General features: G+C 71.0%; 25 protein-coding genes. 14 read left to right on the forward strand and 11 right to left on the reverse strand.

Features of this window, described 5'->3' with window-relative positions:
* The first annotated feature begins 196 nt into the window (after positions 1–196).
* Positions 197–1,063 (forward strand): AraC family transcriptional regulator, encoded by an 867-nt coding sequence (locus HED23_RS30155; protein ID WP_203186499.1) that lies wholly within the window; start codon positions 197–199, stop codon positions 1,061–1,063.
* A gap of 80 nt (positions 1,064–1,143) precedes the next feature.
* On the opposite strand, the gene aac(3) is transcribed toward HED23_RS30155, so the two are convergent.
* On the reverse strand, positions 1,144–2,016 hold the full coding sequence (gene aac(3) / locus HED23_RS30160; protein WP_203186500.1) for an aminoglycoside 3-N-acetyltransferase: 873 nt from the start codon (positions 2,014–2,016) through the stop codon (positions 1,144–1,146).
* Between the two features lie 166 nt (positions 2,017–2,182).
* On the opposite strand from aac(3), the gene HED23_RS30165 reads away from it, so the two are divergent.
* Together HED23_RS30165 and HED23_RS30170 are read left to right on the forward strand one after the other, a co-directional pair.
* The gene (locus HED23_RS30165; RefSeq protein ID WP_203186501.1) at positions 2,183–3,703 is read left to right on the forward strand and encodes an MFS transporter; all 1,521 of its coding nucleotides are present in this window, start codon (positions 2,183–2,185) and stop codon (positions 3,701–3,703) included.
* Positions 3,690–4,286, forward strand: a complete 597-nt coding sequence (locus HED23_RS30170; protein ID WP_203186502.1) for a TetR/AcrR family transcriptional regulator — start codon at positions 3,690–3,692, stop codon at positions 4,284–4,286. The genes HED23_RS30165 and HED23_RS30170 overlap by 14 nt, the downstream gene beginning before the upstream one ends.
* Positions 4,287–4,450: 164 nt before the next feature.
* On the opposite strand, the gene HED23_RS30175 is transcribed toward HED23_RS30170, so the two are convergent.
* On the reverse strand, positions 4,451–5,215 hold the full coding sequence (locus tag HED23_RS30175) for an ABC transporter permease (RefSeq protein ID WP_203186503.1): 765 nt from the start codon (positions 5,213–5,215) through the stop codon (positions 4,451–4,453).
* Entirely contained in the window at positions 5,208–6,224 is a 1,017-nt protein-coding gene (locus HED23_RS30180; RefSeq protein WP_238442171.1) for an ATP-binding cassette domain-containing protein, read from the reverse strand. Before HED23_RS30180 ends, HED23_RS30175 begins: the two co-directional genes overlap by 8 nt.
* A 92-nt stretch (positions 6,225–6,316) precedes the next feature.
* Here HED23_RS30180 and HED23_RS30185 point away from each other — a divergent pair, with 92 nt between their 5' ends.
* The 4 genes from HED23_RS30185 to HED23_RS30200 all read left to right on the forward strand — a co-directional run bounded on the left by HED23_RS30185 (position 6,317) and on the right by HED23_RS30200 (position 10,919).
* Positions 6,317–6,919 (forward strand): TetR/AcrR family transcriptional regulator, encoded by a 603-nt coding sequence (locus tag HED23_RS30185; RefSeq protein WP_203186504.1) that lies wholly within the window; start codon positions 6,317–6,319, stop codon positions 6,917–6,919.
* The gene (locus HED23_RS30190) at positions 6,916–7,521 is read left to right on the forward strand and encodes a disulfide bond formation protein DsbA (protein WP_203186505.1); all 606 of its coding nucleotides are present in this window, start codon (positions 6,916–6,918) and stop codon (positions 7,519–7,521) included. Before HED23_RS30185 ends, HED23_RS30190 begins: the two co-directional genes overlap by 4 nt.
* A 572-nt stretch (positions 7,522–8,093) precedes the next feature.
* Complete coding sequence (locus tag HED23_RS30195; RefSeq protein WP_203186506.1) at positions 8,094–8,786, forward strand: hypothetical protein; 693 nt, start codon at positions 8,094–8,096, stop codon at positions 8,784–8,786.
* 453 nt (positions 8,787–9,239) lie between these two features.
* Entirely contained in the window at positions 9,240–10,919 is a 1,680-nt protein-coding gene (locus tag HED23_RS30200) for a cellulase family glycosylhydrolase (protein ID WP_203186507.1), read from the forward strand.
* 273 nt (positions 10,920–11,192) lie between these two features.
* On the opposite strand, the gene HED23_RS30205 is transcribed toward HED23_RS30200, so the two are convergent.
* The gene (locus HED23_RS30205; protein WP_203186508.1) at positions 11,193–11,351 is read right to left on the reverse strand and encodes a hypothetical protein; all 159 of its coding nucleotides are present in this window, start codon (positions 11,349–11,351) and stop codon (positions 11,193–11,195) included.
* 180 nt (positions 11,352–11,531) lie between these two features.
* Here HED23_RS30205 and HED23_RS30210 point away from each other — a divergent pair, with 180 nt between their 5' ends.
* A complete protein-coding gene (locus HED23_RS30210; RefSeq protein ID WP_203186509.1) occupies positions 11,532–12,491 on the forward strand; it encodes an ATP-dependent DNA ligase in 960 nt (319 codons plus the stop codon).
* A 459-nt stretch (positions 12,492–12,950) separates the two neighbouring features.
* On the opposite strand, the gene HED23_RS30215 is transcribed toward HED23_RS30210, so the two are convergent.
* Entirely contained in the window at positions 12,951–13,883 is a 933-nt protein-coding gene (locus HED23_RS30215; protein WP_203186510.1) for a Ku protein, read from the reverse strand.
* 293 nt (positions 13,884–14,176) lie between these two features.
* Here HED23_RS30215 and HED23_RS30220 point away from each other — a divergent pair, with 293 nt between their 5' ends.
* The 3 genes from HED23_RS30220 (at position 14,177) to HED23_RS30230 (ending at position 16,454) form a co-directional block, all read left to right on the forward strand.
* Positions 14,177–14,608, forward strand: a complete 432-nt coding sequence (locus tag HED23_RS30220; RefSeq protein ID WP_203186511.1) for an SgcJ/EcaC family oxidoreductase — start codon at positions 14,177–14,179, stop codon at positions 14,606–14,608.
* A 197-nt stretch (positions 14,609–14,805) separates the two neighbouring features.
* A complete protein-coding gene (locus tag HED23_RS30225; protein WP_203186512.1) occupies positions 14,806–15,648 on the forward strand; it encodes a class II fructose-bisphosphate aldolase in 843 nt (280 codons plus the stop codon).
* Positions 15,649–15,674: 26 nt separating this feature from the next.
* The gene (locus HED23_RS30230) at positions 15,675–16,454 is read left to right on the forward strand and encodes a DeoR/GlpR family DNA-binding transcription regulator (protein WP_203186513.1); all 780 of its coding nucleotides are present in this window, start codon (positions 15,675–15,677) and stop codon (positions 16,452–16,454) included.
* Between the two features lie 27 nt (positions 16,455–16,481).
* Here the strand turns inward: HED23_RS30230 and HED23_RS30235 are convergent, their stop codons facing one another.
* Positions 16,482–17,015: a hypothetical protein gene (locus HED23_RS30235; RefSeq protein WP_238442172.1), complete on the reverse strand. Its 534-nt coding sequence runs from the start codon at positions 17,013–17,015 to the stop codon at positions 16,482–16,484.
* 185 nt (positions 17,016–17,200) lie between these two features.
* Here HED23_RS30235 and argG point away from each other — a divergent pair, with 185 nt between their 5' ends.
* Entirely contained in the window at positions 17,201–18,649 is a 1,449-nt protein-coding gene (argG, locus tag HED23_RS30240; protein WP_203186514.1) for an argininosuccinate synthase, read from the forward strand.
* 115 nt (positions 18,650–18,764) lie between these two features.
* On the forward strand, positions 18,765–19,070 hold the full coding sequence (locus tag HED23_RS30245; protein WP_203186515.1) for a hypothetical protein: 306 nt from the start codon (positions 18,765–18,767) through the stop codon (positions 19,068–19,070).
* Between the two features lie 364 nt (positions 19,071–19,434).
* Here the strand turns inward: HED23_RS30245 and HED23_RS30250 are convergent, their stop codons facing one another.
* The gene (locus tag HED23_RS30250) at positions 19,435–20,877 is read right to left on the reverse strand and encodes a DUF445 domain-containing protein (RefSeq protein WP_203186516.1); all 1,443 of its coding nucleotides are present in this window, start codon (positions 20,875–20,877) and stop codon (positions 19,435–19,437) included.
* Positions 20,878–21,030: 153 nt separating this feature from the next.
* Here HED23_RS30250 and HED23_RS30255 point away from each other — a divergent pair, with 153 nt between their 5' ends.
* The gene (locus HED23_RS30255) at positions 21,031–22,293 is read left to right on the forward strand and encodes an SGNH/GDSL hydrolase family protein (RefSeq protein ID WP_203186517.1); all 1,263 of its coding nucleotides are present in this window, start codon (positions 21,031–21,033) and stop codon (positions 22,291–22,293) included.
* A 229-nt stretch (positions 22,294–22,522) separates the two neighbouring features.
* Here HED23_RS30255 and HED23_RS30260 read toward each other — a convergent pair whose 3' ends face one another.
* The 4 genes from HED23_RS30260 to HED23_RS30275 are packed head-to-tail and all read right to left on the reverse strand — an operon-like array spanning position 22,523 to position 25,911.
* Entirely contained in the window at positions 22,523–23,206 is a 684-nt protein-coding gene (locus HED23_RS30260; RefSeq protein WP_203187698.1) for a DUF1707 SHOCT-like domain-containing protein, read from the reverse strand.
* Positions 23,207–23,261: 55 nt separating this feature from the next.
* The gene (locus tag HED23_RS30265; protein WP_203187699.1) at positions 23,262–24,230 is read right to left on the reverse strand and encodes an ABC transporter ATP-binding protein; all 969 of its coding nucleotides are present in this window, start codon (positions 24,228–24,230) and stop codon (positions 23,262–23,264) included.
* 18 nt (positions 24,231–24,248) lie between these two features.
* Positions 24,249–25,118 (reverse strand): ABC transporter permease, encoded by an 870-nt coding sequence (locus HED23_RS30270; protein WP_238442173.1) that lies wholly within the window; start codon positions 25,116–25,118, stop codon positions 24,249–24,251.
* Positions 25,111–25,911 (reverse strand): ABC transporter permease, encoded by an 801-nt coding sequence (locus HED23_RS30275; protein ID WP_203186518.1) that lies wholly within the window; start codon positions 25,909–25,911, stop codon positions 25,111–25,113. Before HED23_RS30275 ends, HED23_RS30270 begins: the two co-directional genes overlap by 8 nt.
* Positions 25,912–25,968: the final 57 nt, after the last annotated feature.

A 25,968-nucleotide genomic window follows, 5' to 3' on the forward strand; every position in this document is an offset into this window, starting at 1 on the left:
GAGCGGCACGGCGCGCACAGGCTCATCGCGGTCGCCGGCTCCGTGTCCTGACCGAATGCGGACAGGACCCGTTCCCGATCCCGGTCCCCATCCCGATCCCGTTCCCGATCCCACCCCACCGCATCGGGCACAGGATGTCGGGTCCGGCAGGGTGGGTCCTTCCTAACGTGAGGAAGCGAAAGGGAAGGAGTCCGCAATGCTGGACCGGCTGAACCAGGCCATGGAGCACATCGAGTCCCACCTCGACCAGCCGATCGACGTGGCCGGTCTCGCGCGCATCTCGGTGACGTCGGAGTACCACTTCCGGCGGATGTTCTCCGCGCTGGCGGGCCTCCCGCTGTCGGAGTACGTCCGGCGCAGACGGCTCACCGTGGCGGGCGCCGAGGTGCTCGCCGGCGAGCGGACGCTGCTGGACATCGCCACGCGCTACGGCTACGGCTCGGGTGAGGCCTTCGCCCGGGCGTTCCGCACCATGCACGGCGTGGGTCCGGGCGAGGCCCGGCGCACGGGCGCGGCGCTGCATTCCCAGCAACGGATGTCCTTCCGCCTCATCGTCGAAGGGAACAGCAGCATGCGATACAGGACCGTGGACAAGGACGCCTTCCGTGTGGTCGGCAGGAAGGCCCGCGTACCGCTCATCCACGAGGGGGCGAATCCGGCGATCGGCGACTTCATCCGGGGCATCGCCCCGGACACCCTGCGGCGCATCGCCGCGCTGGCCGACCAGGAGCCGGCGGGGATCGTCGGGGTCAGCGACCAGCTCGACCCGAGCCGCGCGGAGGGGACCGAACTCGACTACTACCACGGGGTGGTGACGGGCGCCGAGGTGCCCGAGGACATGGACGCCCTGGACGTCCCGGCCGGCACGTGGGCCGTCTTCGAGAACTCCGGCCCGTTCCCGCAGACACTCCAGTACATGTGGCGGGACGTGTTCACGCAGTGGTTCCCGTCGAATCCGTACGGGAGCAGGCCCGGGCCGGAGATCCTGAGCGTGCGGCTGTCCGAGGACGGGGCGCGGGCGGACGCGGAGCTCTGGATCCCGGTGGAGCGGTCCGCCACCTGAGGGGACCCCACCGGGCCCCTTGCCGGGCACGGGCACGGCGGTCGGGGCGGGCACGGGCACGGCTGGGGGCTGCCGGTGCACTACACGGCGGCGCCGCCCAGCTTCTCCTGGATCCAGGCGAGGCCGAAGTCCACGACCTCGTCCGCCTCGAACAGGTGGCTGTCGGCCGCACCGACCCTGCCCCGGAGGCCGGTCCCGGCGGCCAGCATGTCCCGGACGATCGTCTCGAAGGGATCCTGGCCGGCAGGCGTGACGGAGGAGTAGTCGAAGGCTCCGTCCGACGAGTCGATGTCCCGGAAGCGGCGCCAGACACGCTCACCGCCGACCAGGACCGGCTGCTCGTACTCCACGAAGCGTTTGCCCGGAACGTCGGCGAGCGCCTCGGCGTGGTGCAGCAGGGTGAGGGTCTCCAGCGGTGCCCCCAGCATCAGCACCCGCCCTCCCAGGGCGACCAGCCGGCCGAGCGGACTGCCCGGTCCGTGCGGGTCGTCCCACGGATGATCGGCCGTCAGCTCGCCGGCCGCCGCCCCGAGCGCGGCGAAGCTCACGTCGGGGTGCCGGCTGCGGACGGCCCCGGGCCACCGGCGCAGTGCCTCCGGCAGGCGGCCGTTGTCATGGTCGGCCTCGCTCGACACCGGGTCGTAGGCGGGATGACCGGCCCGTACTGCTTCCTGCCAGGCCTGCGGCCAGTCGGTGAAATCGTACGGCGGGGCGTCGTTCCAGCCGCAGGTCACCATCAGGGTCCCCCGGTCCCCAACGACCTCACGGAGGGCACCGATGAGGGTCGGGGGGCCTCCCGCCACGTAGCCGATGGCGGACATCCGTGTGTGGAACATGACGGTGTCGCCCTCGGCGAGACCGAGCGCGCCCAGGTCGCGGACGAGCCGGTCACGGGTGACGGGGCCGTCGGCACGCGCGAGCAGGGTGGCCTGGTCCGGGTGCGGTGCATCCATGGGAGGACGGTATCGCCGCCTTGCCGGGTGGGCGTCACCTTCCCGCGTCGACAGCTCGACGGACACTCCGCCCGAGCCGTCCGCCCTCCGGCACACCTGCCGCATGGACCGTGAACCAACCAGCTGGTTGGCTTAGCCGTCCATATGGTTTGTTAAGTTGTAGGACATGACCGATCTCCAGCTGAAGCCACGGCTCGCGGGCCCCCGCGAATGGGCCGCGCTCGCCGTACTCGTGCTCGTCGTGATGCTGCTCGCCATCGACGGCACGGTGCTGTACCTCGCGGTGCCGTCGCTGACCGAGGACCTGTCCCCGACGTCCACGCAGGTGCTGTGGATCGGTGACATCTACGCGTTCGTACTGGCAGGGCTGCTGATCACGATGGGCAACGTCGCCGACCGGATCGGCCGCAAGCGCCTCCTGCTGATGGGGAGCGCTGCGTTCGGCGCGGCTTCCGTGCTCGCGGCCTTCGCACCCGACGCGGAGGCCCTGATCGCGGCCCGGGCCCTGCTCGGCGTGGCCGGCGCCACGCTGATGCCCTCGACCTTGTCGATCGTGCGCTCCGTCTTCCTCGACCCCGCGCAGAGGACGCGCGCGATCGCACTCTGGTCGGTCGGCGCCACTGCGGGGGCCGCCCTGGGGCCGCTGGTGGGCGGCGTACTCCTGGAGAACTTCTGGTGGGGGTCCGTCTTCCTCATCAACGTGCCGATCATGGTGCTGGCGCTGGTCGGCGGATGGTTCCTGCTGCCGGAGTCACGCGGCACCACCGGCCACCGCATCGACCTGGCCTCCTCGGCGCTCTCGATCCTGGCCATCGTGCCCCTGGTCTACGCCGTCAAGCGCTGGATCGGCAGCGGACCCGACCTGCCCGTGCTCCTCGCCGCCGTCGTGGGGCTGCTCGCCGGATGGGTCTTCCTGCGCCGGCAGACACGCCTCACGGTCCCGCTGCTGGACGTCTCGCTGTTCCGGGTCCCCGCGTTCGCCGGTGCCGTCGGTGCGAACGCGCTGGCCATCTTCGCCTTCCTCGGCCTGCTCTTCTTCTTCTCCCAGTACCTCCAGATGGTGCGGGACTACGGTCCCCTGCACGCCGGACTCGCCGAGCTGCCCGCGACCCTCGCCTCCATCGTGGTCATCGCCGTGATCGGCTTCCTGGTCACCCGGCTGGGCGCCGGACGCTCCATCGGCTTCGGCCTCGGCCTGGGCGCGCTCGGTCTCGCCGGGATCGGCGCGACCGCGCCTTGGGCGTCCTACTGGGGACTCGGAGCCTCGCTGGTCGCCCTGGGACTCGGCATCGGGATCGCGATGACACTGTCCACCGACTCGGTGGTCAGTGCGGTACCGAAGGAGCGGTCGGGCGCCGCGGCCGCCATCGCGGAGACCGGTTACGAACTGGGTGGCGCCCTCGGTATCGCGGTCCTGGGCTCGCTGCAGACCGCGATGTACCGCTCCCGGCTTGAGCTGCCGCAGGACCTGGGCGCGGGAGAACGCGCCACGGCCCACGAGTCGCTGGCATCGGCGCTGGCCACGACCGATGACGCGGCGGTCATCGCCGCCGCCCGGGCCGCGTTCTCCTCGGCGATGCAGATGACATCATTCGTGGCGGCCGTCCTGCTGCTGGTGGCGGCCGTGATCGCCTGGCGGGTGATCCCGTCGGCCTCCACGGGGAAGGTGCACCATGACGCTGCCTGAACGAGAGCTGGTGCGCGACCGTGAGCGCACGCGCCGCGCGATCCTCGAAGCGGCGGAGCAGGCGTTCGAGCAGCGCGGGGCCAAGGCCAGCCTCGCTGAGATCGCGGCGATCGCCGGAGTCACCAAGAGCGGCCTGATGCACCACTTCCGGACCCGGGAGGAGCTGATCAGCCAGGTGATCGAGCACACCATCGGCCGGTCCTGGGAAGAGGTCCGCGCCCACGTCGACCTCACCGAGAACCGCCCCGGCAAGTTCACCCGCGGCTACGTACGCGCCTTCACCGGGGGGAGCGAGTACCTGACCCGCGTCTTCAGCCCCAGCGGCCTGCTCGCCGCCCTGGGCACCCTGGAAGCCGCTGAGTCCGCCGAAGCGCTCCAGCAGGCCGACGCCCGCGCCTGGAACGAGGCGTTCGACGCCGACGGCCTGCCCCCGGGACGAGCCCTGGCCGTCCGCTACGCGGCGGAAGGGCTGATCTTCTCGGTGAACACCCCGTACCTGACCCCCGGCCAACTGGCCCTGGCCCGCGCGGACCTCATGGCGCTCACCGAAGTGGAGCCAGGACCGCCGTCGTCGCCGCGGTGACCGGGGGCCCGGTAGAGACGGAACGGTTCGGCGCAGTGCTCGGGCAGGCGGTCACGCCGCACGGCCCAGGCCTTCAGAGCGGCGGGGAGCGCCGGGCAAGACCGCTCCGAAGGTGAAGGAGCTGATCGAGGGGTTCACCTCGTGACCGACCTCCCCGACCGATCTCAGAAGCCGCGTTTCATGGCGCGGGTGGAGAAGCCCAGCCCGATGGCGGCGATCGCTGTTGCGGCCAGGGCGCCGTGGAGCACGGACGCATCGGGGAAGTCGCCGATGAACAGGGCCCGGGCGGCGTCTACGACGTAGGTGACGGGATTGACCGAGGCGGCCGTGCTCAGCCAGCCGGGAGCGGCCTCGACCGGCAGGAGGATGCCGGAGAGCAGCGTGACCGGGAAGATCAGCATCTGCGTGACCATCCAGAACAGGTTGCCGCTGGGCAGTGAGGCGATGGCCAGGATGTAGGACAGGGCGCTGAGTCCGACCGCCATGACGATGAGCAGCGCCATGGTGGCCAGGGCGCCGGTCAGGTGGAGTTCCATGCCCAGTGGAATGGCGATGGCGGTGATGAGGATCGCCTGGGCGAACAGGGTGGCCGTGTCCTTGGCGGCGCGTCCGAGGATGAGTGAGGTGCGGCTGACGGGGGTGACGAGGAAGCGTTCCATCTGTCCCCCTGTCATTTCGCTGAGCATGCCGTGACCGGCCGAGAGCGGCCCCATGAGGCACATCATCACGAGGATGCCGGGGACGAACCACTGCCAGATGTCGCCGGTACCGGCCCCGAGGTCGGCATCGGTGCCGACGAGCATCGAGCCGAACAGGACGAGGAACAGCAGAGGCTGCCCCATGGCGAGGACGATGCCGGCCGGGGAGCGCAGCTCGGGCGTGATCTCACGGGAGAAGACCGTGGCGGTGTCGTGGAGGAGCTCAGGCACGGCCGGCTCCGATCGGCTCGGCGCCGGTGTCCTCGTAAGCGTGGCCGGTTTCGTCGAGGCTTCGGCCGGTGAGGTTGATGAACACGTCGTCGAGGGACGGTCGGCGCATGCCTGCGTGCGTGACCGTGATCGCGGCGTGGTGCAGCAGCCGCAGGTAGGCGGGTAAGGCGGAGCCGGCATCGGCGATCCGCATGTGCACTGCCTGCCCTTCGGCCGTGACCTGGGAGACACCGGCCAACCGGCCGGCCACACGTGCGGCTGCGCTTGCCGATTCGATGTCCGCCGTGGTGATGTGCAGGTGGTCGTCGGACAGGCCTGCCTTGAGAGTGGCCGCGGTGCCGTCGGCGATGACCCGCCCCCGGTCGACGATGACGATCCGCTCGGCCACCCGGTCGGCTTCGTCGAGGTAGTGGGTGGTCAGCAGGATCGTGATGCCGTGCTCGCGGCGCAGACGTTGGATCTGCTCCCACAGGCCGGCGCGGCTGTGGGGATCGAGACCCGTGGTGGGTTCGTCGAGGAAGAGCACGCTCGGGTCGTGGACAAGCCCGAGGGCGATGTCCACGCGCCGCCGTTGCCCGCCCGAGAGGGTGCCGGGAAGGCGGGCGGCAAGGTCGCCGATGCCCAGGATCTCGAGCACCTCGTCGGCCCGGCGCCGCGCATCACGAACCGGGAGCCCGTAGCAGCGTCCCTGGGTGACGAGCTCCTCGCGGATGCGGTGATTCTCCCCGCAGGCGTTCTTCTGTCCCACGTAGCCGATCGCCTTACGCACCCGGCCCGGTTCGCGCGCCGCGTCGAAGCCCGCGATGTGCACGCGACCCGCAGTGGGCGGCAGCAGCGTGGTGAGCATCCGCAAGGTGGTGGACTTGCCCGCCCCGTTCGGCCCGAGCAGCGCCAGCAGCTCCCCGCCCGCGACGTCGAAGCTGACATCGCGCACCGCCTCGATCGTCTCCTTGCCCACCTTGAAGGTCCGACGCAGACCCTCGGCCCGGATCATCTTCTCTCCACTCATGAGATGGACCTTAAGACACCTGGAATGGAACTGCAAACTTCCATTCAGGAGCCACGGACACCCCAAACGGGTTCAATTGATACCATCGAGTCATGAGTGCGAAGCAGACCTCCAGCGTCAGGAACCGAACCGAACGGGCCATCGTGACTGCCGCGTTGCGTGTTTGGGTGCGTGACCGATCAGCCACGTTGCCCCAGGTCGCCGTGGCCGCCGAGGTCGGCCGCACGACCCTGCACCGCTACTTCCCGGAACGCGATGGTCTGCTGCGTGCCGCCACCGAGCACGCCCTGGAAGCCATCGGTAATGCCATCACCGAAGCCGACCCCGACAAGGGACACCCGCTGGACGCCATGCGCCGTGTGGTCACAGCCCTGGCCTCGGCCAGCGATGCGATCATGTTCGTCTTCGGCGACCAGTCCCTGGTGCGCGACGCCTCCCCCGAGCCCGGCCTGCCGGCACCGCACGACCCGGTGATCGACCTCATCCGTCGCGGGCAGGCCGACGGCGTCTTCGATGACCAGCTCACCGCCGAATGGATCCAGCAAGTCCTCTGGGGAGTGACCTACACCGCCTTCGAACAGGTCGAGCGGGGCAGCATCCCCAAGTTCGACGTCGTCGCGACCGTGACCCGCACACTGGAAAAGGGGATCATCGCCGCGGCCGGTGCACGTGCGGAACCGGAACCGAAGCCATGACCGACACGACCACCGAGGCAGGCTGGGAGGTCGACTTCTGGCTGGACCCTGCCTGCCCGCTCACCCGCCACACCGCACGCTGGATCACCCAGGTCGCCGAGCAGGTGACACTCCAGGTGCGCTGGCAGGTGATGAGCCTGTCCGTGCTCAACGAGCATCGCGACGACGACCCCGAAGGCGACCCGCACGGCTACCTGTGGATTCCCGCCCGCATCGCGGCAGCCGTCCGGACCGAGCACGGACCCACCGCACTCGGCAGTTTCTACGCCGCTCTGTGGACCGAGCCTGACGGCACCGAGCGCGAATGGATCGGCGACATCGACGAAGCTCTGCACCGCAGCGGCCTGCCCACGGCGCTCGCCGAGGCCGGCACCACAACCGACTACGACCAGGCGCTGCGCGCCTCTCACCACGCCGGCGTCGACCAGATCGACGCCCGGATCGGCACCCCCGTCCTGGCGGTCACCGCACCCGACGGCACCCGAAGAGCACTCTTCGGCCCCGTCCTCGACGCCACCCCTGCGCGAGCGGACGCCCTCCGCCTCTGGGAAGCCACCCTCCTGATTGCCGGCGTCCCGGCCTTCCGCGAACTCAAGGCGTGACACCCCGGTCGCCACGGCTCACCGGAACAGCCCCGGCTCGACAACGCCCCGCACCCACCCCTCCAACCGTGCGGCCGGGAGGACGCAGAGTGACTCATGGCCACGACCGCCTGGTCATCGAGGCCCCGCGCCGTCCGGGCCGACGCCCCCCTGTCGCGCATCGATGAACCCGCACCCTCCAGGGCGCCGGGGCGGCGCCCCGGTCCGGACGGATCCGGCGGCCATCGGTCGTCGCGGCTCCGTGCGACGCCGAGACGGCCGAGGCGGCAAGGGCTCTCCTCCATGCCGGAATCGGCCCGGTGTGGGGCTCCCGACCGGCAGCTCCGGGCATTCTCCGCGCCGCTCTCCCCACGCTCCCGCGCTCCCTCCGCAGCCGGACGGAGCACCGCGCGCGGCTCAGGGGCGGACGCCGGAGGCGCCCTCTCCCTCTGCCGCTTCCGGCCTCGTCCCATTCACAGAGACTCCACAGACTTCGGGAACCACGTCGTGAGATCCGGCCGTCCTCAGGCCCGAACCACCGCGCGGGTCACAGTGAGTGCCGTGCGGGACACATCACGTATCCAAGGAGCAGCATGAGCGCCCACGGCAGCACGCACCCCCGGAACAGCCGCCAGGGAAGCACCCGTTCCACGGCCGCGCGCAGCACGCGCACGGTCCTCCGGGACTGCGCGAAGGGGATTCTGGTGCTCACGCTCGCACTGGGGGCCACCGCGGCGTGCGGCCCGCTCTCGGACAGCGGCGGCGGGTCGTCGAAGAGAGGTGGCGGGTCGTCGGGCGGCGGCAGCCAGGAAGCCAGGGAGTGGAAGGTCGGCGACTGTGCCGGGCCTGACACGAGCCAGTCGAAGGACGGCTTCCAGGGGCTCGACTGCGACGACCCGAAGGCGACGATCAAGGCGCTCGCGGTCAAGGACGGCGAGATATTCGCCGGAGCGGTCGAATGCCCGGCCGGCACCGACGAGATCATCTCGGTGAAGGTGTCGTTCGGCGGGAACGCCGCCAGCAGCGGCATACCCAGCAAGACGATCTGCGGCCGCAACCTCTCCGGTGACCACCCCGGGGACGCCGGCGCGGGTGGCGGCCAGCTCGTGGTGGGGGACTGCGTGGACGACCAGGCGAAGGAAGTCGCCTGCGCGAGTGGCGGCGGGAACAAGGTCCTCGCCCTGACGAAGACAGCCGAGGAGTGCCCGGCGGCCGCGGACAACCCGATCGAGCTCTTCCCGAGCCCCGGACGCCCGTACAACGCCATCTGCACCAGCAAGGCCTGACGGGCCAGCAGCAGGGCCCGACCGGCCGACAGCAGGTCCGGTCGACAGCAGGTCCGGCCGACAGCAGGACCTGGCGGCAGCCCGACCGGCCGACAGCAGGATCTGGCGGACAACTGCCGCGCCTGCGCCCGCAGATGGGCGCAGGCCCGGCGGCCCGGCCGCGCGGGCCCTCGGCGCGAGCCCGGCAGCGCGCCCCGCCCGCGCCGGTCCGACCCACCGGCCCACCCCGCCGCCCCGCCCTCACCGGCCCGGCCCCACGGAGCGCCCGTTGCGCGCCCGGCGCGCCCAACGGGCGTGGGCCACGCGCGACCGGGCGCCGAGGTGGCGCGATACGGCCTGGACACCGAAGTGTGCGCGATGTCTTGACGTGCCCCTGCCGGGATGGCTTTATGGGAGCGCTCCCACGTCCCAAGTGATGTTCACGTAACCCGGCACCCACTTTCTGGAGTCGCAGTGAGATCAGCAACGAGTACGGCACGACAGAGCCCCTTACACATTCTGCTGAAGGGCCTATCCGCCCTTCTCGGCGTCGTCCTGCTGGGCGCGCTCGGTCCCGCCGCCGCGCAGGCCCGCCCCGCACAGGCGGAAGCCGCCGCCACCGGCCTGCACATCAGCGACGGCCGCCTGCTGGAGGCCAACGGCAACGACTTCGTCATGCGTGGCGTCAACCACGCACACACCTGGTACCCGGGCGAGACGCAGTCGCTGGCGGACATCAAGGCCTTCGGGGCCAACACCGTCCGCGTCGTCCTCTCCGACGGCCACCGCTGGACGAGGAACGGCCCCGCCGAGGTCGCGGGCATCGTCGACGACTGCAAGACCAACCGGCTGATCTGCGTCCTGGAGGTGCACGACACCACCGGTTACGGCGAGGACGCCGCTGCGGGCACCCTCGACCACGCCGCCGATTACTGGATCAGCCTCAAGGACGTACTCGCGGGCGAAGAGGACTACGTCATCATCAACATCGGCAACGAGCCGTGGGGCAACACCGACCCCGCCGGCTGGACCGCGCCGACGACCGCCGCCGTCCAGAAGCTGCGCGGCGCGGGATTCGCCCACACGATCATGGTGGACGCACCCAACTGGGGCCAGGACTGGCAGGGCGTCATGCGCGCCAACGCCCAGGCCGTGTACGACGCCGACACCACGGGCAACCTGATCTTCTCGATCCACATGTACAGCGTCTACAGCACGGCCCAGGCGATCACCGACTACCTGAACGCCTTCGTCGATGCCGGACTCCCCATTCTCATCGGTGAGTTCGGCGGCCCCGCCGATCAGTGGGGGGACCCGGACGAGGACACCATGATGGCCACCGCCGAGGCGCTCGACCTCGGTTACCTGGCGTGGTCCTGGAGCGGGAACACCGACCCGATCCTCGACCTGGCGATCGACTTCGACCCGAGCCGGCTGAGCTCCTGGGGCGAGCGCATCTTCCACGGAGCCAACGGCATCGCCCAGACCTCCCAGGAGGCCACCGTCTTCGGCGGCGGCGGGAACCCGGACGACACGGAGGCCCCGACGGCCCCCGGCACCCCGACCGCCTCCGCGGTGACGGCGACCTCGGCCACCCTCACGTGGCCCGCGGCCTCGGACAACGTTGCCATCGCCGGTTACGACGTCGTCCGGGTCAGCGGCGGCACCGAGACCCCGGCCGCCTCGTCCACCACCACCGGCGTCACCCTGACCGGCCTCACGGCTGACACCGCGTACACGTTCGCGGTCTACGCCCGTGACGCGGCCGGCAACCGCTCGGCCCGCTCCGCCACGGTGAGCGTCACCACCGACGAGAGCGGCCCCACGCCGGGCGTGGGCTGCTCCGTGGGTTACCGGGTGGTCGGTGAGTGGCCCGGCGGGTTCCAGGGTGAGATCACCATCCGCAACACCGGCACCACCGCCATCAACGGCTGGAACCTGGGCTTCGCCTTCGCCAACGGCCAGACCGTCTCCAACATGTGGGGCGGGACCCCCACGCAGAGCGGTTCCACGGTCAGCGTCGCCCCCGCCGGATACACGGCGCAGATCGCGGCGAACGGCTCGGTCACGCTTGGCTTCACCGGCACCAAGGGCACCACGAACGCGGCCCCCACGGCCTTCACGCTCAGCGGCAACACCTGCACGAAGGCCTGATCCGGTCCGGGCACCCCGGCCGGCAGGGGACCCCTCCCCCGCCGGCCGCGGGCTCTCTTCGCCGCCCCTGACGGTTCACCAAGGCACCGGGGCAACCCCTGAGCGAATGAGGCGGTGATCCGTGGTCTCCTACGTGCACGCCGTGGGACCCGCGCACGGCCCCGCTCCGCCGACGCCCGACGAGGAACAGCGGTCCGGAACAGCCCTGTTCACCGAACTGGGTTCTGGCTCAACTTTCGTGATCGGTAGCACTGGGTTGCTGAGGTCGGCGCTTCAGGGTGACCAGGTCGCCACGAAGCAGCTGACGCCGTCGATGATCTCGGCGCACAGGAGGCGGTGGGTGGTCAGGTCCTCGTCGGCGTCGGCCCCGTCCAGCAGCTGCCAGGGCGAGCGGCCCGATACCCCTAGCTCACGGGCAAGGGCCGCGTCCATGTCCGGGAAGTGGCGGACGAGAGGTGCAGGTCCCTCGCCCGGGTGTATCCGCCCGCTCTGAGCCCCACCCCGACACCCGCCCCGACAGGCACCGCGAAGTCCGTCGCACCGCCCGCCGCCCTCCGGGCCCACCGGCCGTGACGACCGGCCGCGTGGGGCATCTGCTGACAGGCTGCCCTCATGGCCTCCCTGCCCCGGATCGCGCCCATGCTCGCCACCCCAGGCCGCCTGCCGCCCACCGCCGCCGACGAGCAGTGGGCGTACGAGGTGAAGCAGGACGGCCAGCGCGCCATGGCCTATCTGCCAGGGGACGGTTCGCTCCAGTTGCTGGCCAGGTCCGGGGCGGTCATCACCCCCGCGTATCCGGACCTGGCCGCACTCGGACCCGCACTCGGCGGCGTACCGGCCGTGCTGGACGGCGAGATCGTCGCCCTGGACGACCAGGGACGCAGCGACTTCGAGCGGCTCCAGTCGCGGATGGGGCTCGCCGGGGCGCCCGCGAAGGCCGCCCGCATGGCGCAGCGGGTGCCGGCGCACCTGGTGCTGTTCGACGCGGTGTTCCTGCGCGGCCGAAGCCTCGTGCCGATGCCCTACACCGAGCGGCGGGCGGCCCTGGAGGGGCTCGGGCTGAACGGGCCGCACTGGTCGACGCCCGCGGTGATCGTCGGGCACGGCGAGGAGGCCCTGACCATGACACGGGAGGCAGGGCTGGAGGGCGTGATCGCGAAGCGGCTGAGCTCGGTGTACGAACCGGGGGTGCGCGCCCGTACGTGGATCAAGATTCGCCATGCCCGCACGGTGGACGTGATCGTCGGCGGCTGGGTGCCAGGGCGTGGCCGGCTGGGCGGCCTGCCGGGCGCACTGCTCGTCGGCGAGCGGCATCCGGGCGGGCTGCGCTACGCGGGCAGTGTCGGCACGGGGTGGAGCGACGCGGAGCGGACCAGGCTCGCCGGACTGCTCCGCGTGGCAGCGGTCGACACCTGCCCCTTCGACGAGACACCACCGGTCGCCGGTGCCCGCTGGGTGCTGCCACGGCTCGTCGGCGAGGTGCGGTACGCGACGCGGACGAAGGCGGGGCGGCTGCGCCAGCCCTCCTGGCACCGGCTGCGCCCGGACCTGGCACCGGACGACCTCGGGTGACGGCCCAGGGTGACCTCGGGTGACGGCTCAGGGTGATCTCGGGTGACGGCTCAGAGTCGGCCTCAGGTGACGGCCGGGGAGCGGCGTCAGGTGACTCCCCAACAACGGCATCCGGCTGACTCAGGAACAGCATCAGGTGACAGCCCGAAAACGGCTTCCGGCTCCGGGCCCGTGAAGCGACCGCCTCAGGCACCCGGCTACGGCTCCGACCCCCCGGCCACCGACTTCCGGCACAGCTCCGGCTCCCGGTGCCGACTCCACCACGGCCCCCCTGGCTTCCGGCACGGCGCCGAACTCCCACTCCGGCTCCCGGCACGGCGCCGAACTCCCAATCCCACTCCGGCTCCCGCGCCGGCTACGGCTCCGGCTACGGCTCCGGCCACCGACTTCCGGCACGGCTCCGGCTCCCGGCACGGCGCCGAACTCCGGCTCCCGCCCCGAACCCGGCAGACGGTGAGGTCAGGAAGCGGTCCGCTTCTTCGCGGCCGTCTTCCGGGCCGGCTGCTTCTTGGCCGCCGTGGTCTTCTTGGAGGCCGTCGTCTTCGCAGCCGGGGCCTTCTTCCGGGCACGTGGCTTCCCCGGCGTCATCTCGTGCACGGTCGCGTCCTCGCCCCGTGTCTCCTTGGCCGCCTTCACCGACGCGTTCAGCGCGGCCATCAGGTCCATGACCTTGCCCGGCTCCTGCTCCTCCTCCCCCGCCGACGCCGGGAGCGCCTTGCCTTCGGACTTGGCCGCGAGCAGCTCCTCCAGGGCCTCCCGGTAGCGGTCGCGGAAGCCGGAGATGTCGTCCAGGGCCATGCTGTCGGTGAGCTGCACGGCGCGTTCGATCTCGTCCTCGTCCAGTTCGGTCTCCCGGGGGGCGAGTGACTCGGGACTCCGGATCTCGTCCGGCCAGCGCATCGAGTGCAGCACGATCGCGTCCTCCCGCACCCGGAGCAGGCCGAGCCGCTCACGGTTGTGCCAGGCGAACTTGGCCACGGCGACCTTGTCGCTGCGCTCCAGCGCCTTCCGCAGCAGGGCGTAGGGCTTGGCCGCGACCTGACCGTCGACGGCCAGGTAGTAGCTGTCGCTGATCCGCACGGGATCGATGCTGTCGGCCTCGACGAACGCGACGATCTCGATCGCCTTCGCCGTCGGCAGCGGCATCCGGTCGAGTTCCTCGTCCGTGACGGGCACGGTCCGGCCCTTGGCGACCTCGTACCCCTTGCCGATCTCGTCCTGCGAGAGGACCTCGCCGTCGATCTCGCACACCTTGCGGGTGCGGATCCGGCCCATGTCCTCCTGGTGGTACTGGTGGAAGGAGATCGAGTGGTCCTCGGTGGCGGACACCACCTTGATCGGGATCGTGACCAGCCCGAAGCTGATCGCTCCTGTCCACAGGGGCCGCGGCATCCGTACCTCCAGACCCCCCTGACGGCTGGGCCGGGAGGCGGACCGGAGCGCCTGGAAGGGAGAACCGGCCCGAGAGGGCCGAGGCGCGAGCCGGGCCACCGCCCGTACCCCCGATCCTCGCGCCCGCGCCCGGGGACCGCATGTGGATCACCGGGAAGGGGAAGCGGTCAGCCGCGCGGCAGGTCGAGGCAGGTGGCGGTGCGGCCGGGGTCGGCGGCGCCGAACCGTCATGAGCACCCAGGCCATGGGCCGAGCCTTGACCTCAACTCAACTGGAGGTTCTAGGTTCCCCCCATGGACACCTCGAACCTCGCCCCTGCCACCGATGACGCCGACGAGAAGCGGATCCGCGAGCTCGTCGCGCGGACCCAGGAGGCGCAGGCCGACCCGGACGTACTGCCGGCGCTGCACACCTCCGATCTCGTGCTCATCAACCTCGGCGGACGGCGGCTCTTCGGGCGCGAGACCTTCGTCTCCGCCATGACCGAAGCGCTCTCCTCCCCGCTCAAGGACATCCGGACCACGCTGGAGATCGACGACATCCGATTCGCCACGCCCGACGTGGCCATCGTGAGCCTGACCAAGACGGTCCACGACGAGCGGGCCGAGGGGGACGAGGGGGACGACCTGCCCGAGCTCCCCCTGACCGGCGCGATGACCTACGTCATGACCCGCACGGACGGCGACTGGCGCATATCCCTGGCACAGACGACGCCGATCCGCTGAACACGGCCCGAAGCAGCCTTCCTCGTTCACTCGCCCCCAGCCGCCTCCGCCCCTCCCCGGTCACCACCTCAGCAGCCGCCTCCAGCCCTCGCCGGAGGCGGCTGCTCTTTTCCAATCTGATTGAAGCACGCTATAAATGAGCAACTTCGAGCATCATTCGCCTAGGTTCACGCAGCCCGCACCCGCGAAGGAAGCCCATGCCGCTCATATCCACCGGTGACATCACGCACGGCGCCAGGACCGACGCGACCGGCGTCGGAGCCTTCAACGTCGTACAGATAGAACACGCGCAGGCCATCGTCAGCGGGGCGGAAGCCGCCGGGCTGCCGGTGATCCTCCAGGTCAGCGAGAACACCACCCGCTACCACGGCGCCCTCGAACCGATCGGGCTCGCCTCGCTCGCCCTCGCACGGGCGGCGGACGTCCCGGTGGCCGTGCACCTCGACCACGCCGAGTCGGCCGGGCTGGTACGCGAAGCCGTACGGCTCGGCTTCACCTCCGTCATGTTCGACGCGTCCGCGCTCCCGTACGCCGACAACGTCGCGGCGACCCGCGAGATCACCGACTACTGCCACGCCCACGGCGTCTGGGTGGAGGCGGAACTCGGCGAGATCGGCGGCAAGGACGGGGCACACGCACCGGGCGTACGCACCGACCCGGACGAGGCGCGGGCCTTCGTCGAGGCCACGGCCGTCGACGCGCTCGCCGTGGCCGTCGGCAGTTCGCACGCGATGCTGACCCGCGACGCCGTCCTCGACTTCGCGCTCATCTCCCGGCTGCGCGACGCGGTGCGGGTCCCGCTCGTCCTGCACGGCTCCTCGGGCGTCGGGGACACGGGCCTCGCGGCGGCGGTCGGCGCCGGCATGACGAAGGTCAACATCTCCACGCACCTGAACAAGCTGTTCACCCGGGCCGTACGCTCCTACCTGGACACCCACACGGAGGCCGCCGACCCCAGGGCGTACCTCGGTCCGGCCCGCGACGCCGTCGCAGCGGAGGTGGCACGCCTGCTGGGGGTCCTGGCACGGCCCGGGCGATAGGGTTCGTTCCGAGCGAGGAGGACCAGGTGGCGGCACACACACGATGGACCCGGCTGCTGGAGATCCTCAGCGACCAGGGCCACCTCGACGTACTCGACGCCGCCGAGCGACTCGGCTGCTCCGCCGCCACCGTGCGCCGCGACCTGGACGAGCTCGCCCGGCAGAACCTGCTGACCCGCACCCGGGGCGGCGCGGTGGTGAGCGCCGTCGCCTACGACCTGCCGCTGCGCTACAAGGCGGCCCGCAGGGCCGACGAGAAGCAGCGCATCGCGCGGGCCGCGGCCGAGCTCATCCCGGCGGGCTCCACCGTCGGCCTCAACGGCGGCACGACGACCTCCGAGGTGGCCAGGGAGCTGGCACTGCGGCCGGAACCCCCGGGCGGGGGCGTGGCGCTGACCGTGGTGACCAACGCGATCAACATCGCCAACGAGCTGGCGGTCCGCCCCCAGGTGAAGATCGTCGTCACCGGTGGGGTGGCCAGGCCCAACTCGTACGAACTCGTCGGCCCCCTGGTCGACTCCGTCCTGCGCACCCTCGCCCTGGACTGGACGATCCTCGGCGTGGACGCCGTGCACCCCCGCTTCGGGGCGGCCACGCACGACGAGTCGGAGGCCGGGGCCAACCGCGCCCTCGCCGAGTGCGCGGGCAAGGTGATCGTGGTGGCCGACTCCTCCAAGCTCGGACGCCGGGCCTTCGCCCAGGTGTGCGAGACCAGTGCGGTGTCGGTCCTGGTCACGGACCGGGACGCGCCCGAGGAGGTCGTCGAGGAGTTCACCGGCCTCGGGATCGACGTACTGCGGGTGTGACCCGGGCCGCGCCCGGCCGCCGCCCGGTCAGCGGTAGTCGTCGGGGTGGCCCTGCATCCACGTGTTGATGCGGTCGCGGGTACCGGTCAGCTCGGTGCGGTGCTCCTCGAGGTTCGGCGTGGAGACGTCGCCGCCCAGCGTCGTGCGCAGGGTGCCTATCCATGCGATGGGCTGCTTGAAGTGCCCGGGGCCCTTCTTGTCCGCCTTCATCGCCTTGTCGAGGCGGTTCAGTTCGTCGTTGACCCTCCCCAGGAAGTAGGCGCAGTTGCCACTGCCGGGGGTGCAGTTGTCGTACAGCGTCGCCTGGAGCCCGGCGAAGGCGTCGCGAACCAGCTCCGGGGCGTTCGGGTCGGCCTGGATGACGAGCGTCGGCGTCGGTGAGGGCGTGGGCATCAGGGACGCCTCGCCGGCCTTCGCCTCCGCGGCGGCGGCCACGGACGGGTCGACGTAGGGGACGTCACCGCCCGGCCCGTCGGTGGTGGTCGCCGCACTGCAGCCCACCAGCAACGCCCCCAGAACCACGGCCGGTATCGCGGCACGCAGGCCGGTACGGATCAACATGAGGCCCCCCTCGTCGTTTCGAGCTCCGACCTTATCGCCGCCGGGGAGTCACCACATGAATCCGCTGAGGAGGTCATCAGGCCCGCGAGGCTCCGGATGCACCCTTCGCGGAGGCCGGATCCGGCCTCCGCGGCCTCCCCACGACGGCATTTGCATATACATGCGAATGAATGCATACTCTTCCTATGTCTAAGGTTCTCACCTCCCTGCCCACCGGCGAGCGCGTCGGCATCGCTTTCTCGGGCGGCCTCGACACCTCGGTCGCGGTCGCGTGGATGCGCGACAAGGGTGCCGTCCCGTGCACCTACACCGCCGACATCGGCCAGTACGACGAGCCCGACATCGCCTCGGTGCCCGGCCGCGCGAAGACCTACGGCGCAGAGATCGCGCGCCTGGTCGACTGCCGGGCGGCACTGGTCGAGGAGGGCCTGGCCGCACTCGCCTGCGGCGCGTTCCACATCCGCTCGGGCGGCCGCGCGTACTTCAACACGACTCCGCTCGGCCGCGCCGTCACCGGCACCCTGCTGGTCAGGGCGATGCTGGAGGACAACGTCCAGATCTGGGGCGACGGCTCCACGTTCAAGGGCAACGACATCGAGCGGTTCTACCGCTACGGCCTCCTCGCCAACCCCCACCTGCGCATCTACAAGCCGTGGCTCGACGCCGACTTCGTCACGGAACTGGGCGGCCGCAAGGAGATGTCGGAGTGGCTGGTGACCCACGGGCTGCCCTACCGCGACAGCACCGAGAAGGCCTACTCGACCGACGCCAACATCTGGGGCGCCACGCACGAGGCCAAGACGCTGGAGCACCTCGACACCGGTGTGGAGACCGTCGACCCGATCATGGGCGTCCGGTTCTGGGACCCCTCGGTCGAGATCGCCGCCGAGGACGTCACGATCGGCTTCGAGCAGGGCCGCCCGGTCACGATCAACGGCAAGGACTTCGCCTCCGCCGTCGACCTGGTGATGGAGGCCAACGCCATCGGCGGCCGCCACGGCATGGGCATGTCGGACCAGATCGAGAACCGCATCATCGAGGCCAAGAGCCGCGGCATCTACGAGGCACCGGGCATGGCCCTGCTGCACGCCGCGTACGAGCGCCTGGTCAACGCCATCCACAACGAGGACACCCTCGCCCAGTACCACAACGAGGGCCGCCGCCTGGGCCGCCTCATGTACGAGGGCCGCTGGCTGGACCCGCAGGCGCTGATGGTCCGCGAGTCGCTGCAGCGCTGGGTCGGCTCCGCCGTCACCGGCGAGGTGACGCTGCGGCTGCGGCGCGGTGAGGACTACTCGATCCTGAACACCACCGGCCCCTCGTTCAGCTACCACCCGGACAAGCTGTCGATGGAGCGCACCGAGGACTCGGCGTTCGGTCCGGTGGACCGCATCGGCCAGCTCACCATGCGCAACCTCGACATCGCCGACTCGCGCGCGAGGCTCGAACAGTTCGCCGGCCTCGGCCTCGTCGGCACGACCCAGCCCTCGCTGATCGGCGCCGCACAGGCGGCGGCGACCGGCCTGATCGGCGCCATGCCGGAGGGCGGCGCCCAGGCCATCGCCTCGCGCGGTGAGGTCTCCGGTGACGACGAGCTGCTGGACCGCGCCGCGATGGAGTTCGGCACCGACTGACGGGCGTCGGCCTGGCGGGCGGCCCACCGGCCGCCCGCCAGGCCGACGGGGGACCTTATCCTCGGATTCGCGGCGGACACGCCGACGGACACGCAGGAAAGCGAAGGTGGCGGCAATGGCGAAGGTCCCGGCAGCGGCAGTGGCGGCGGGCGGTCTCCTCGGCGGATACGGAATCGCCCGCTGGACCAAGAAGCGACCGCTGGGCGGCGTCGCTCTGGCAGCAGCCGGGTCGGTGGCGGCGTACGAGTGGAACCGGCAGGCCGGGGCGCGCGCGGCCACCGGTCTGACCGTCGCCTACGTCGCCGCCTTCGCCGGCTCGCACCCCCTGGCGAAGAAGCTCGGGGCCTGGCCGGCGGTGTTCACCGTGGCGGGCGGGGTCGCCGCCGCGTCGTGGGCGGTCACCCGGAACAGCGCCCGGTAAGCGACGCCCCTGAGACGACGCGCCCCGGGAGCTGCGCCCCGGCCGCACGGGGACTGCACAGCACCGCCCGAAAGCACACAGCACCACCGGAAGACGGCACCACAACACCGGGAAACGCACCGCACCACCCGGAAACGGCACCGCACCACCGGGATACGCACCGCACAGCCAGGAAGCGGCACCGCTCCACCGGAAACGGCACGCACCGCCCGGGACACGGCACCGCACCCGGCGGGAAACGGCGCCGCGCCCGAGAAAGTCGGGTCCCGGGGATTGAACACGGGCGCCGCGGGGTGCGTACTGAAGAGCAACTCCCCGCGTGACCCGGGGGCGTGCCCGTACGACAGGACGGGTGCGCCTCCGGTCAGCCTCCCAGCGCGTGGGACACCGAATAGATCGCCAGGCCGGCCAGCGCTCCCACCACGGTGCCGTTGATCCGGATGAACTGCAGGTCGCGGCCGATGTGCGCCTCGATCTTCTTCGACGTCTGGTCCGCGTCCCAGCCGGCCACGGTGTCGCTGATCAGCGAGGTGATCTCCGTGCGGTACGTCGTGACGACGTAGGCCGCCGCGTCCTCCAGCCAGCCCTCCAGCTTGCCCTGCAACCGCTCGTCCGTGGACAGCCTCGCACCCAGCGACATCAGTGAGGCCCGGGCCCGCAGCCGCAGCTCGCTCCGCTCGTCCTCGGCCGCCGCGATGATCATCGTACGGACGGAGGACCAGGCGGAGGCGATGACGTCCTGGACCTCACCGCGCCCCAGGATCTCCGACTTCAGCCGCTCCACCCGGGCCCGGGTGTCCGAGTCCGTCTGGAGATCGGCGGCGAAGTCCGTCAGGAACGTGTCGATCGAACCGCGCGCCGGATGGCCCGGCATGTCACGCATCTCCGTGACGAAGCGCAGCAGCTCCTTGTAGACCCGCTCCCCCACCCGCTTGTCCACGAACCGCGGCGTCCAGCCGGGCGCCCCGCCCTGCACCGCGTCCATCACGGAGTCACCGTGCAGGACCAGCCAGTCGTGCGCCCGCACGCAGACGAGGTCGACGACCCTGCGGTGGCCGCCGTCCGAGACGATCTTCTCCAGCATCTTGCCCATCCCCGGGCCGACTTCCGCCGCGTCCGCCCGCCGGGTGATCGCCTCCCCGACCACCGCCTGCACATCGGAGTCCCGCAGCACGGTCAGCGCGCCGCGCAGCGCGGTGGCCAGCTCGGCGGTGACCCGGTCCGCGTGTTCCGGCTCCGCGAGCCAGGCTCCGAGCCGCGAACCGACGCCCAGAGCGTGAATTCGGTCACGAACCACGTCCCCCGAGAGAAAATTCTCGCCCACGAAGGAACCGAGTGACTCCCCCAACTGGTCCTTCTTGGTGGGAATGATGGCGGTGTGGGGGATGGGCAGACCGAGCGGACGCCGGAAGAGCGCCGTGACGGCGAACCAGTCCGCCAGCGCACCGACCATCCCCGCCTCGGCGGCCGCTGCGACGTAGCCCGGCCAGCCGCCCACACCCGCGTTCTCCGCCCAGGTGGCGAGGACGTACACGAGCGCGACGAGCAGGAGCAGACCCGTGGCGGTGGTCTTCATACGGCGCACACCGCGCCGCTTCTCCTCATCGGCGGCGGTGTACGCGAAGCCGCCCAGCGTCGGCCTCGGACGCCCTCCGGGAGCCCCGGAGGGGCCCGTCACGCCGTCGGCCGGCTCCGGCTCCGGCTGCCCGCCGGGCACGGGCCCGATGGCCGGCGGCGCGGCCCCGGGCCGTCCGGAGCCGTGGTCCTCCGGCCCGGATGCCGTTCCCTGTCCCGCGTCCTGTTCCATCCACTCCACCCGTCCGCGTACGCGTCACGCCGTGCCGTACGCATTGTCCCTACCTCACCTACTCCTGGGCCGCACGTCGAGTTCCCCAAGGCCTGTCGCATCATGAGAGCAACCCGAACACCGGGCCGAACACCGCAAGGAGAAACACCGCAGATGCCCAGGCGCCAGGGGTATGCCCTGCTCATCGCCCTCGTAGCAGGCACCGCCGCGCTCGCCGCCGCCATCGCGTTCGGCACAGCGCTGGTCTCCGACCAGCGACGGGCACCGCTCGGCGGGTCCGAGAGCCACGCCGCGGCCCGCAATCCCGCCGCACCGGCCAACTCCACCGGCACCTGGGTCGCCACCTGGACCGGAGCCCCCGTCAGCGCGGAGCCGAACACCGGGCAGGGCTACCCCGGCCGCACCATCCGCAACATCGTGCACACCAGTGTCGGCGGGGACGCCGCCCGCATCACCCTGTCCAACCTCTTCGGCGCCGTCCCGCTGATCATCGACCAGGCCACCGTCAACACCCGCCCGGTGACCTTCGGCGGTCTGCCCACGGTCAAGGTCGCCGCGGGCCGGCAGGTCGTCAGCGACCCGGTCGTCGTACCCGTCACCCCCGACACCGACCTGGAAGTCACCCTCCGCACCCCGTACGCCGCCGGGCCCGTCACCCAGCACCCCAACGCCCACCAGACGTCCTACCTGGCCGACGACGACGGCACGTGGAGCACCACCAGGTGGCGCTACCTGACGGCAGTCGACGTCCGCAACGAGACGTCGCCCGGCGCGATCGTCGTGATCGGCGACTCCCTCACAGCGGGCAGCGGCTCCACCACCGACGCCAACAGCCGCTGGACGGACGTCCTCTCGGACCGCCTCCGGCACGCCTACGGGATCGCCAACCAGGGCATAGCGGGCAACCGCCTCCTGCGCGACAGCCCCCTCGCCCACAGTGGTGTGAAGAACCTGGGCGGCCTCAGCGGCGCCCACCGCTTCGAGCGTGACGTCCTGTCCGTCGCCGGAGCCAAGACCGTGATCATCGCGCTCGGCATCAACGACGTACAGCAGTTCCCCCAGGAGCCGGACCCCCAGCGCATAACGGCCGGGCTCCGCACCCTCACCGAGCGCGCACACGCCCAGGGGCTGCGGGTCGTCGGAGCGACGCTGACGCCCTTCCAGGGCTACGCCACCTGGACACCCGAACGCAACAGCGTGCGCCTGGCGGTCAACGAGGAGATCCGCTCCGGCCGGATCTTCGACGCGTTCATCGACTTCGACCGGGCGGTACGCGACCCCTACGCGCCCAACCGGATCCTGCCGGAGTACGACTCGGGTGACCGGCTGCACTTCAACGACGCCGGCTACCGCGCCCTGGGCCACGCCATCGATCTCGGCGCGGTGGACGCGACGCCGAAGGCCGACGCCTTCTGACACGAACGGCACACAGCCCGCCCACACATGCCGGGCAGCTGCCACGCACCGCAGCGCGAGCGGCCGGGACGAAAGGACCGGCCGCCGTCGCGCACGGCCCCACCGCCGATGCGAACGGGTCACCCGCCCCCGCGAACAGGCCTGGCGGCATCGCGAACGGGCCGGCCGCCGAAGCGGACGAACCACCCACCTGAGCGAACCGCCCCGCGCCCTTCGCGAACAGCCCCGCTCAGCCCAGCTCCTTGCGGTCGTCCCCCGCGTCCGGCTTGTCCGATCGCGCCCGCTCCTGCTCCTTGAGCCGCCGCTTCTCGGCCTTGCGACGCTTGCGCTCCACCCCGACCCCGCCCATCAGCGCGAACCCGGTGATCTTCACCCGCGGTGAGCCGGGAGCCGGCTCCTCCTCCTCGATCTTGGAGTGCTCGCCGAAACCGCCCATGATCCCGAGTCCGCCGACCTGCGCGTCGAGGTCCGGAGGAATCGTCACCTGGATACCGCCCATGATCGTGAAGCAGCGGATCACGACCTCGCGCTCCGCGAAGTGAGCCTCACGCAGGTCGATCTCGCCACCGCCCCACATCGCGAACGCGGTGAACTTCGGGCCCACCGTCCAGCGGCCCTTACGACTGAACCCGCCCCAGAAGGCGAACGCCCCCGACGAGGTGGCCGTACCACCGATCCGCGCCGGCCAGTCGGAGGACGACCCGCTCCGCTCGGCAACCGCCCCCGTCACCGGCCGGGCGGAACCGCCCGCCACCGGCAGATCACGTACGAGCGGGACCAACTCCCCATGCGTACGCGCCTTGAACGTCGCGTCGAGCCGCTGCTCGAACTCGTCCATCTCCAGCCGGCCCTCGGCCACGGCCTCCCGCAAGGTCTCGGCGACCCGCTCACGTTCCGCGTCGGAGGCACGCATGTCCGGGCTTTCACTTGTCATACCGGGCACCCTATAGAGCAATCGCAGGACGGGCCTAGAGAGCAGAATCCGACACGTACATCTTCGCGATCACGGACTCGATGTCCGGCTCCCGCACCGACAGATCGACCAGCGGATAGTCCGCCGCGATACGCGCCACCAGCGGTGCTGCCGACGCCGCCGCCGGGAACGCCAGCCACTGCCGGGGCCCCTCCACCTTCACCACCCGCACCGAAGGCTCCGACCCCAGCTCGATCGGCGGCAACTCCCGCTCCAGGTCCACGATCAGCGTCCGCTCGCTCTCGCCGACCTCGTGCAGCCCGGCGAGCGCACCGTCGTACATCAGGCGCCCGTGGTCGATCACCATCACCCGCTCGCACAGCTGCTCGATGTCGGTCAGGTCGTGCGTGGTCAGCAGCACGGTCGTGGACCGTTCCGCGTTCAAGTCCCGCAGGAAACCACGCACCTTGGCCTTGGAGACCACATCCAGCCCGATCGTCGGCTCGTCCAGGTACAGCACCTCTGGATCGTGCAGAAGTGCCGCCGCGATGTCACCCCTCATCCGCTGCCCCAACGACAGCTGACGCACCGGCACCTCCAACAGCTCACCCAGATCCAGCAGTTCGACGCAGCGGTCCAGATTCTCCCGGTAGCGGGCGTCCGGGATCCGGTACATCCGGTGCATCAGCCGGTACGAGTCACGCAACGGCAGATCCCACCACAGCGTCGTGCGCTGCCCGAACACCACACCGATCCGGTGCGCCAGCTTCGTACGCTCCCGCGAAGGGTCGATCCCCGCCACCCGCAGCCGGCCACCGCTCGGCGTGAGAATGCCCGTCAGCATCTTGATCGTCGTCGACTTGCCCGCCCCGTTCGGGCCGATGTAGCCGACCATCTCGCCACGCGGCACCCGGAAACTGATGCCGTCCACCGCCCGCACCTCATGCCGCTCACGACGCAGCAGCCCGGTCTTCCGGCGTACGTCGAAGACCTTCTCGACACCGTCGAGCTCGATGAAGTCCATGTCGCCCACGCCCACTCCTCAGCTTCCCGTACTGCGGTACGCCCGCAGCCCCGCCCGCCACGCCAGCCCCGCCAGCACCCAGCACCCCGCAGCCACCACCGGCGGCAGGAACGCCACCCACCGGGGCAGATCGACCGGATAGTCCCGCCCCAGCACGTACAGGGCCGGCAGCCAGCTCACGAAAGCCAGCGGCACCACGAACGTCACCCCCCGCACCAGGTCCTTCGCGAAGATCGACGGCGGATACTGCAGCAGCGTCGTCCCCCCGTACGTGAACGCGCTCTGCACCTCGGACGCGTCCTGCGCGTAGAACTGGAACGCCGCGCCCACCACGAACACCGCCCCGAAGATGGCCGCTCCGCTCAGCACCATCAGCGGCAGCACCAGAACCTTCAGCGGCGTCCACGCGATGTCGAGCGTCAGCAGCGCGTAACCCAGCACCAGCAGGCCCTGCGTGATCCGCCCAAGCCTGCGCAGCGCGAACCGGTCAGCCGCCACCTGCGCCAGCACCGGGACGGGCCGCACCAGCAGCGTGTCCAGCGTCCCGTCCCGCACCCGCCGCCCCAGCCGGTCCATCGACCCCAGCAGCAGATCGGTCAGGCCGAACGCGGTCGCCGACGCCCCGTACAGCAGCGCGATCTCCGGCAGGGTGAAGCCGCCCAGCGCGTCGACGTGCCCGAACATCAGCATGATCGTGACGAAGTCGAACCCCGTCACCAGGAAGTTCCCGACCGCCGTCATCACGAACGACGCGCGGTACGCCATCGTCGACCGCAGCCACATCGCCACGATCAGCCCGTACGCCCGCACCCCCTCGACCAGCCGCGACCGCTCGGCGAACACGGTCTCCGGCTCCACGGCCACCCGCTCGACCCGGACCTCAGCCACCCTGGACCACCACCCTTCTGGTCGCCACCGACTGCAACAGCCGACCCGCCAGCAGCAACGCCACCGCCCAGCCCGCCTGGAAGCCGTACGCCCGCAGCAGGTCCCAGCCCGCGTACCGGCCGAGGAACACATCGGCCGGCACCTGCAGGAGCGACGACCACGGCAACGCCCGCGCCACCTCCCCCAGCACCCCGGGGAACAGCGGCAGCGGCAGCAGCATCCCGGAGAAGAACAGCCCGGCCAGCCAGGCGATCTGCATCGCCCCCGCCCCGTCGAGCAGCCAGAACGCCGAGAGCGACACCAGGAAGCGCACCGCGAAACTCACCACGACACCGAGCGCCACGGAGACGAGGAAGGCGAGCCACACCCAGGGCGAACCCGGCAGCGCCAGATCGAAGGCCAGCGCCCCCAGCACCATCGGAACGATCCCGCGCCCCAGGAGATGGAACGCCGCCCGGCCCAGATCCCCCGCCAGCCACCACAGCTGGAGATCGGCCGGCCGGTAGAGGTCGACGGCGATGTCACCCGTACGGATGCGCTCCATCAGCTCGTCCTCGAAACCGCCGCCCATCATCGCGCAGGTCATCAGCAGCGCCTGACCCAGCCACACATAGGTCAGCGCCTCCGACATGTCGTACCCGCCGAGGTGCGGACGCTCGTCCCACAGGGCGATGTAGGTGTACGCCAGGATGAAACCGAAGACGGTGTTGGTGAACACCCCCGCGAACGTCGCCACCCGGTAGGTGGCATGCCGCCGGAACCCACCGGCCACCACCACGGCGTAGAGCCGCACGTCGCCCCCCTCATTCCGCCAAAGCGCACGAGCCTAGCCCGTTCGGCTCGGCCGCCG

It is taken from the genome of Streptomyces pratensis (genome assembly GCF_016804005.1).
Classification (GTDB): Bacteria; Actinomycetota; Actinomycetes; order Streptomycetales; family Streptomycetaceae; genus Streptomyces; species Streptomyces pratensis_A.

Excerpts from the sequence above, each read along its gene's own strand:
- HED23_RS30155 (WP_203186499.1), top strand. The coding sequence starts at position 197 with ATGCTGGACCGGCTGAACCAGGCCATGGAGCACATCGAGTCCCACCTC.
- HED23_RS30165 (WP_203186501.1), top strand. The coding sequence starts at position 2,183 with ATGACCGATCTCCAGCTGAAGCCACGGCTCGCGGGCCCCCGCGAATGG.
- HED23_RS30170 (WP_203186502.1), top strand. The coding sequence starts at position 3,690 with ATGACGCTGCCTGAACGAGAGCTGGTGCGCGACCGTGAGCGCACGCGC.
- HED23_RS30180 (WP_238442171.1), bottom strand. The coding sequence starts at position 6,224 with ATGAGTGGAGAGAAGATGATCCGGGCCGAGGGTCTGCGTCGGACCTTC.
- HED23_RS30185 (WP_203186504.1), top strand. The coding sequence starts at position 6,317 with ATGAGTGCGAAGCAGACCTCCAGCGTCAGGAACCGAACCGAACGGGCC.
- HED23_RS30190 (WP_203186505.1), top strand. The coding sequence starts at position 6,916 with ATGACCGACACGACCACCGAGGCAGGCTGGGAGGTCGACTTCTGGCTG.
- HED23_RS30195 (WP_203186506.1), top strand. The coding sequence starts at position 8,094 with ATGAGCGCCCACGGCAGCACGCACCCCCGGAACAGCCGCCAGGGAAGC.
- HED23_RS30205 (WP_203186508.1), bottom strand. The coding sequence starts at position 11,351 with ATGGACGCGGCCCTTGCCCGTGAGCTAGGGGTATCGGGCCGCTCGCCC.
- HED23_RS30210 (WP_203186509.1), top strand. The coding sequence starts at position 11,532 with ATGGCCTCCCTGCCCCGGATCGCGCCCATGCTCGCCACCCCAGGCCGC.
- HED23_RS30215 (WP_203186510.1), bottom strand. The coding sequence starts at position 13,883 with ATGCCGCGGCCCCTGTGGACAGGAGCGATCAGCTTCGGGCTGGTCACG.
- HED23_RS30220 (WP_203186511.1), top strand. The coding sequence starts at position 14,177 with ATGGACACCTCGAACCTCGCCCCTGCCACCGATGACGCCGACGAGAAG.
- HED23_RS30225 (WP_203186512.1), top strand. The coding sequence starts at position 14,806 with ATGCCGCTCATATCCACCGGTGACATCACGCACGGCGCCAGGACCGAC.
- HED23_RS30235 (WP_238442172.1), bottom strand. The coding sequence starts at position 17,015 with ATGTTGATCCGTACCGGCCTGCGTGCCGCGATACCGGCCGTGGTTCTG.
- argG (WP_203186514.1), top strand. The coding sequence starts at position 17,201 with ATGTCTAAGGTTCTCACCTCCCTGCCCACCGGCGAGCGCGTCGGCATC.
- HED23_RS30245 (WP_203186515.1), top strand. The coding sequence starts at position 18,765 with ATGGCGAAGGTCCCGGCAGCGGCAGTGGCGGCGGGCGGTCTCCTCGGC.
- HED23_RS30250 (WP_203186516.1), bottom strand. The coding sequence starts at position 20,877 with ATGGAACAGGACGCGGGACAGGGAACGGCATCCGGGCCGGAGGACCAC.
- HED23_RS30255 (WP_203186517.1), top strand. The coding sequence starts at position 21,031 with ATGCCCAGGCGCCAGGGGTATGCCCTGCTCATCGCCCTCGTAGCAGGC.
- HED23_RS30260 (WP_203187698.1), bottom strand. The coding sequence starts at position 23,206 with ATGCGTGCCTCCGACGCGGAACGTGAGCGGGTCGCCGAGACCTTGCGG.
- HED23_RS30265 (WP_203187699.1), bottom strand. The coding sequence starts at position 24,230 with ATGGACTTCATCGAGCTCGACGGTGTCGAGAAGGTCTTCGACGTACGC.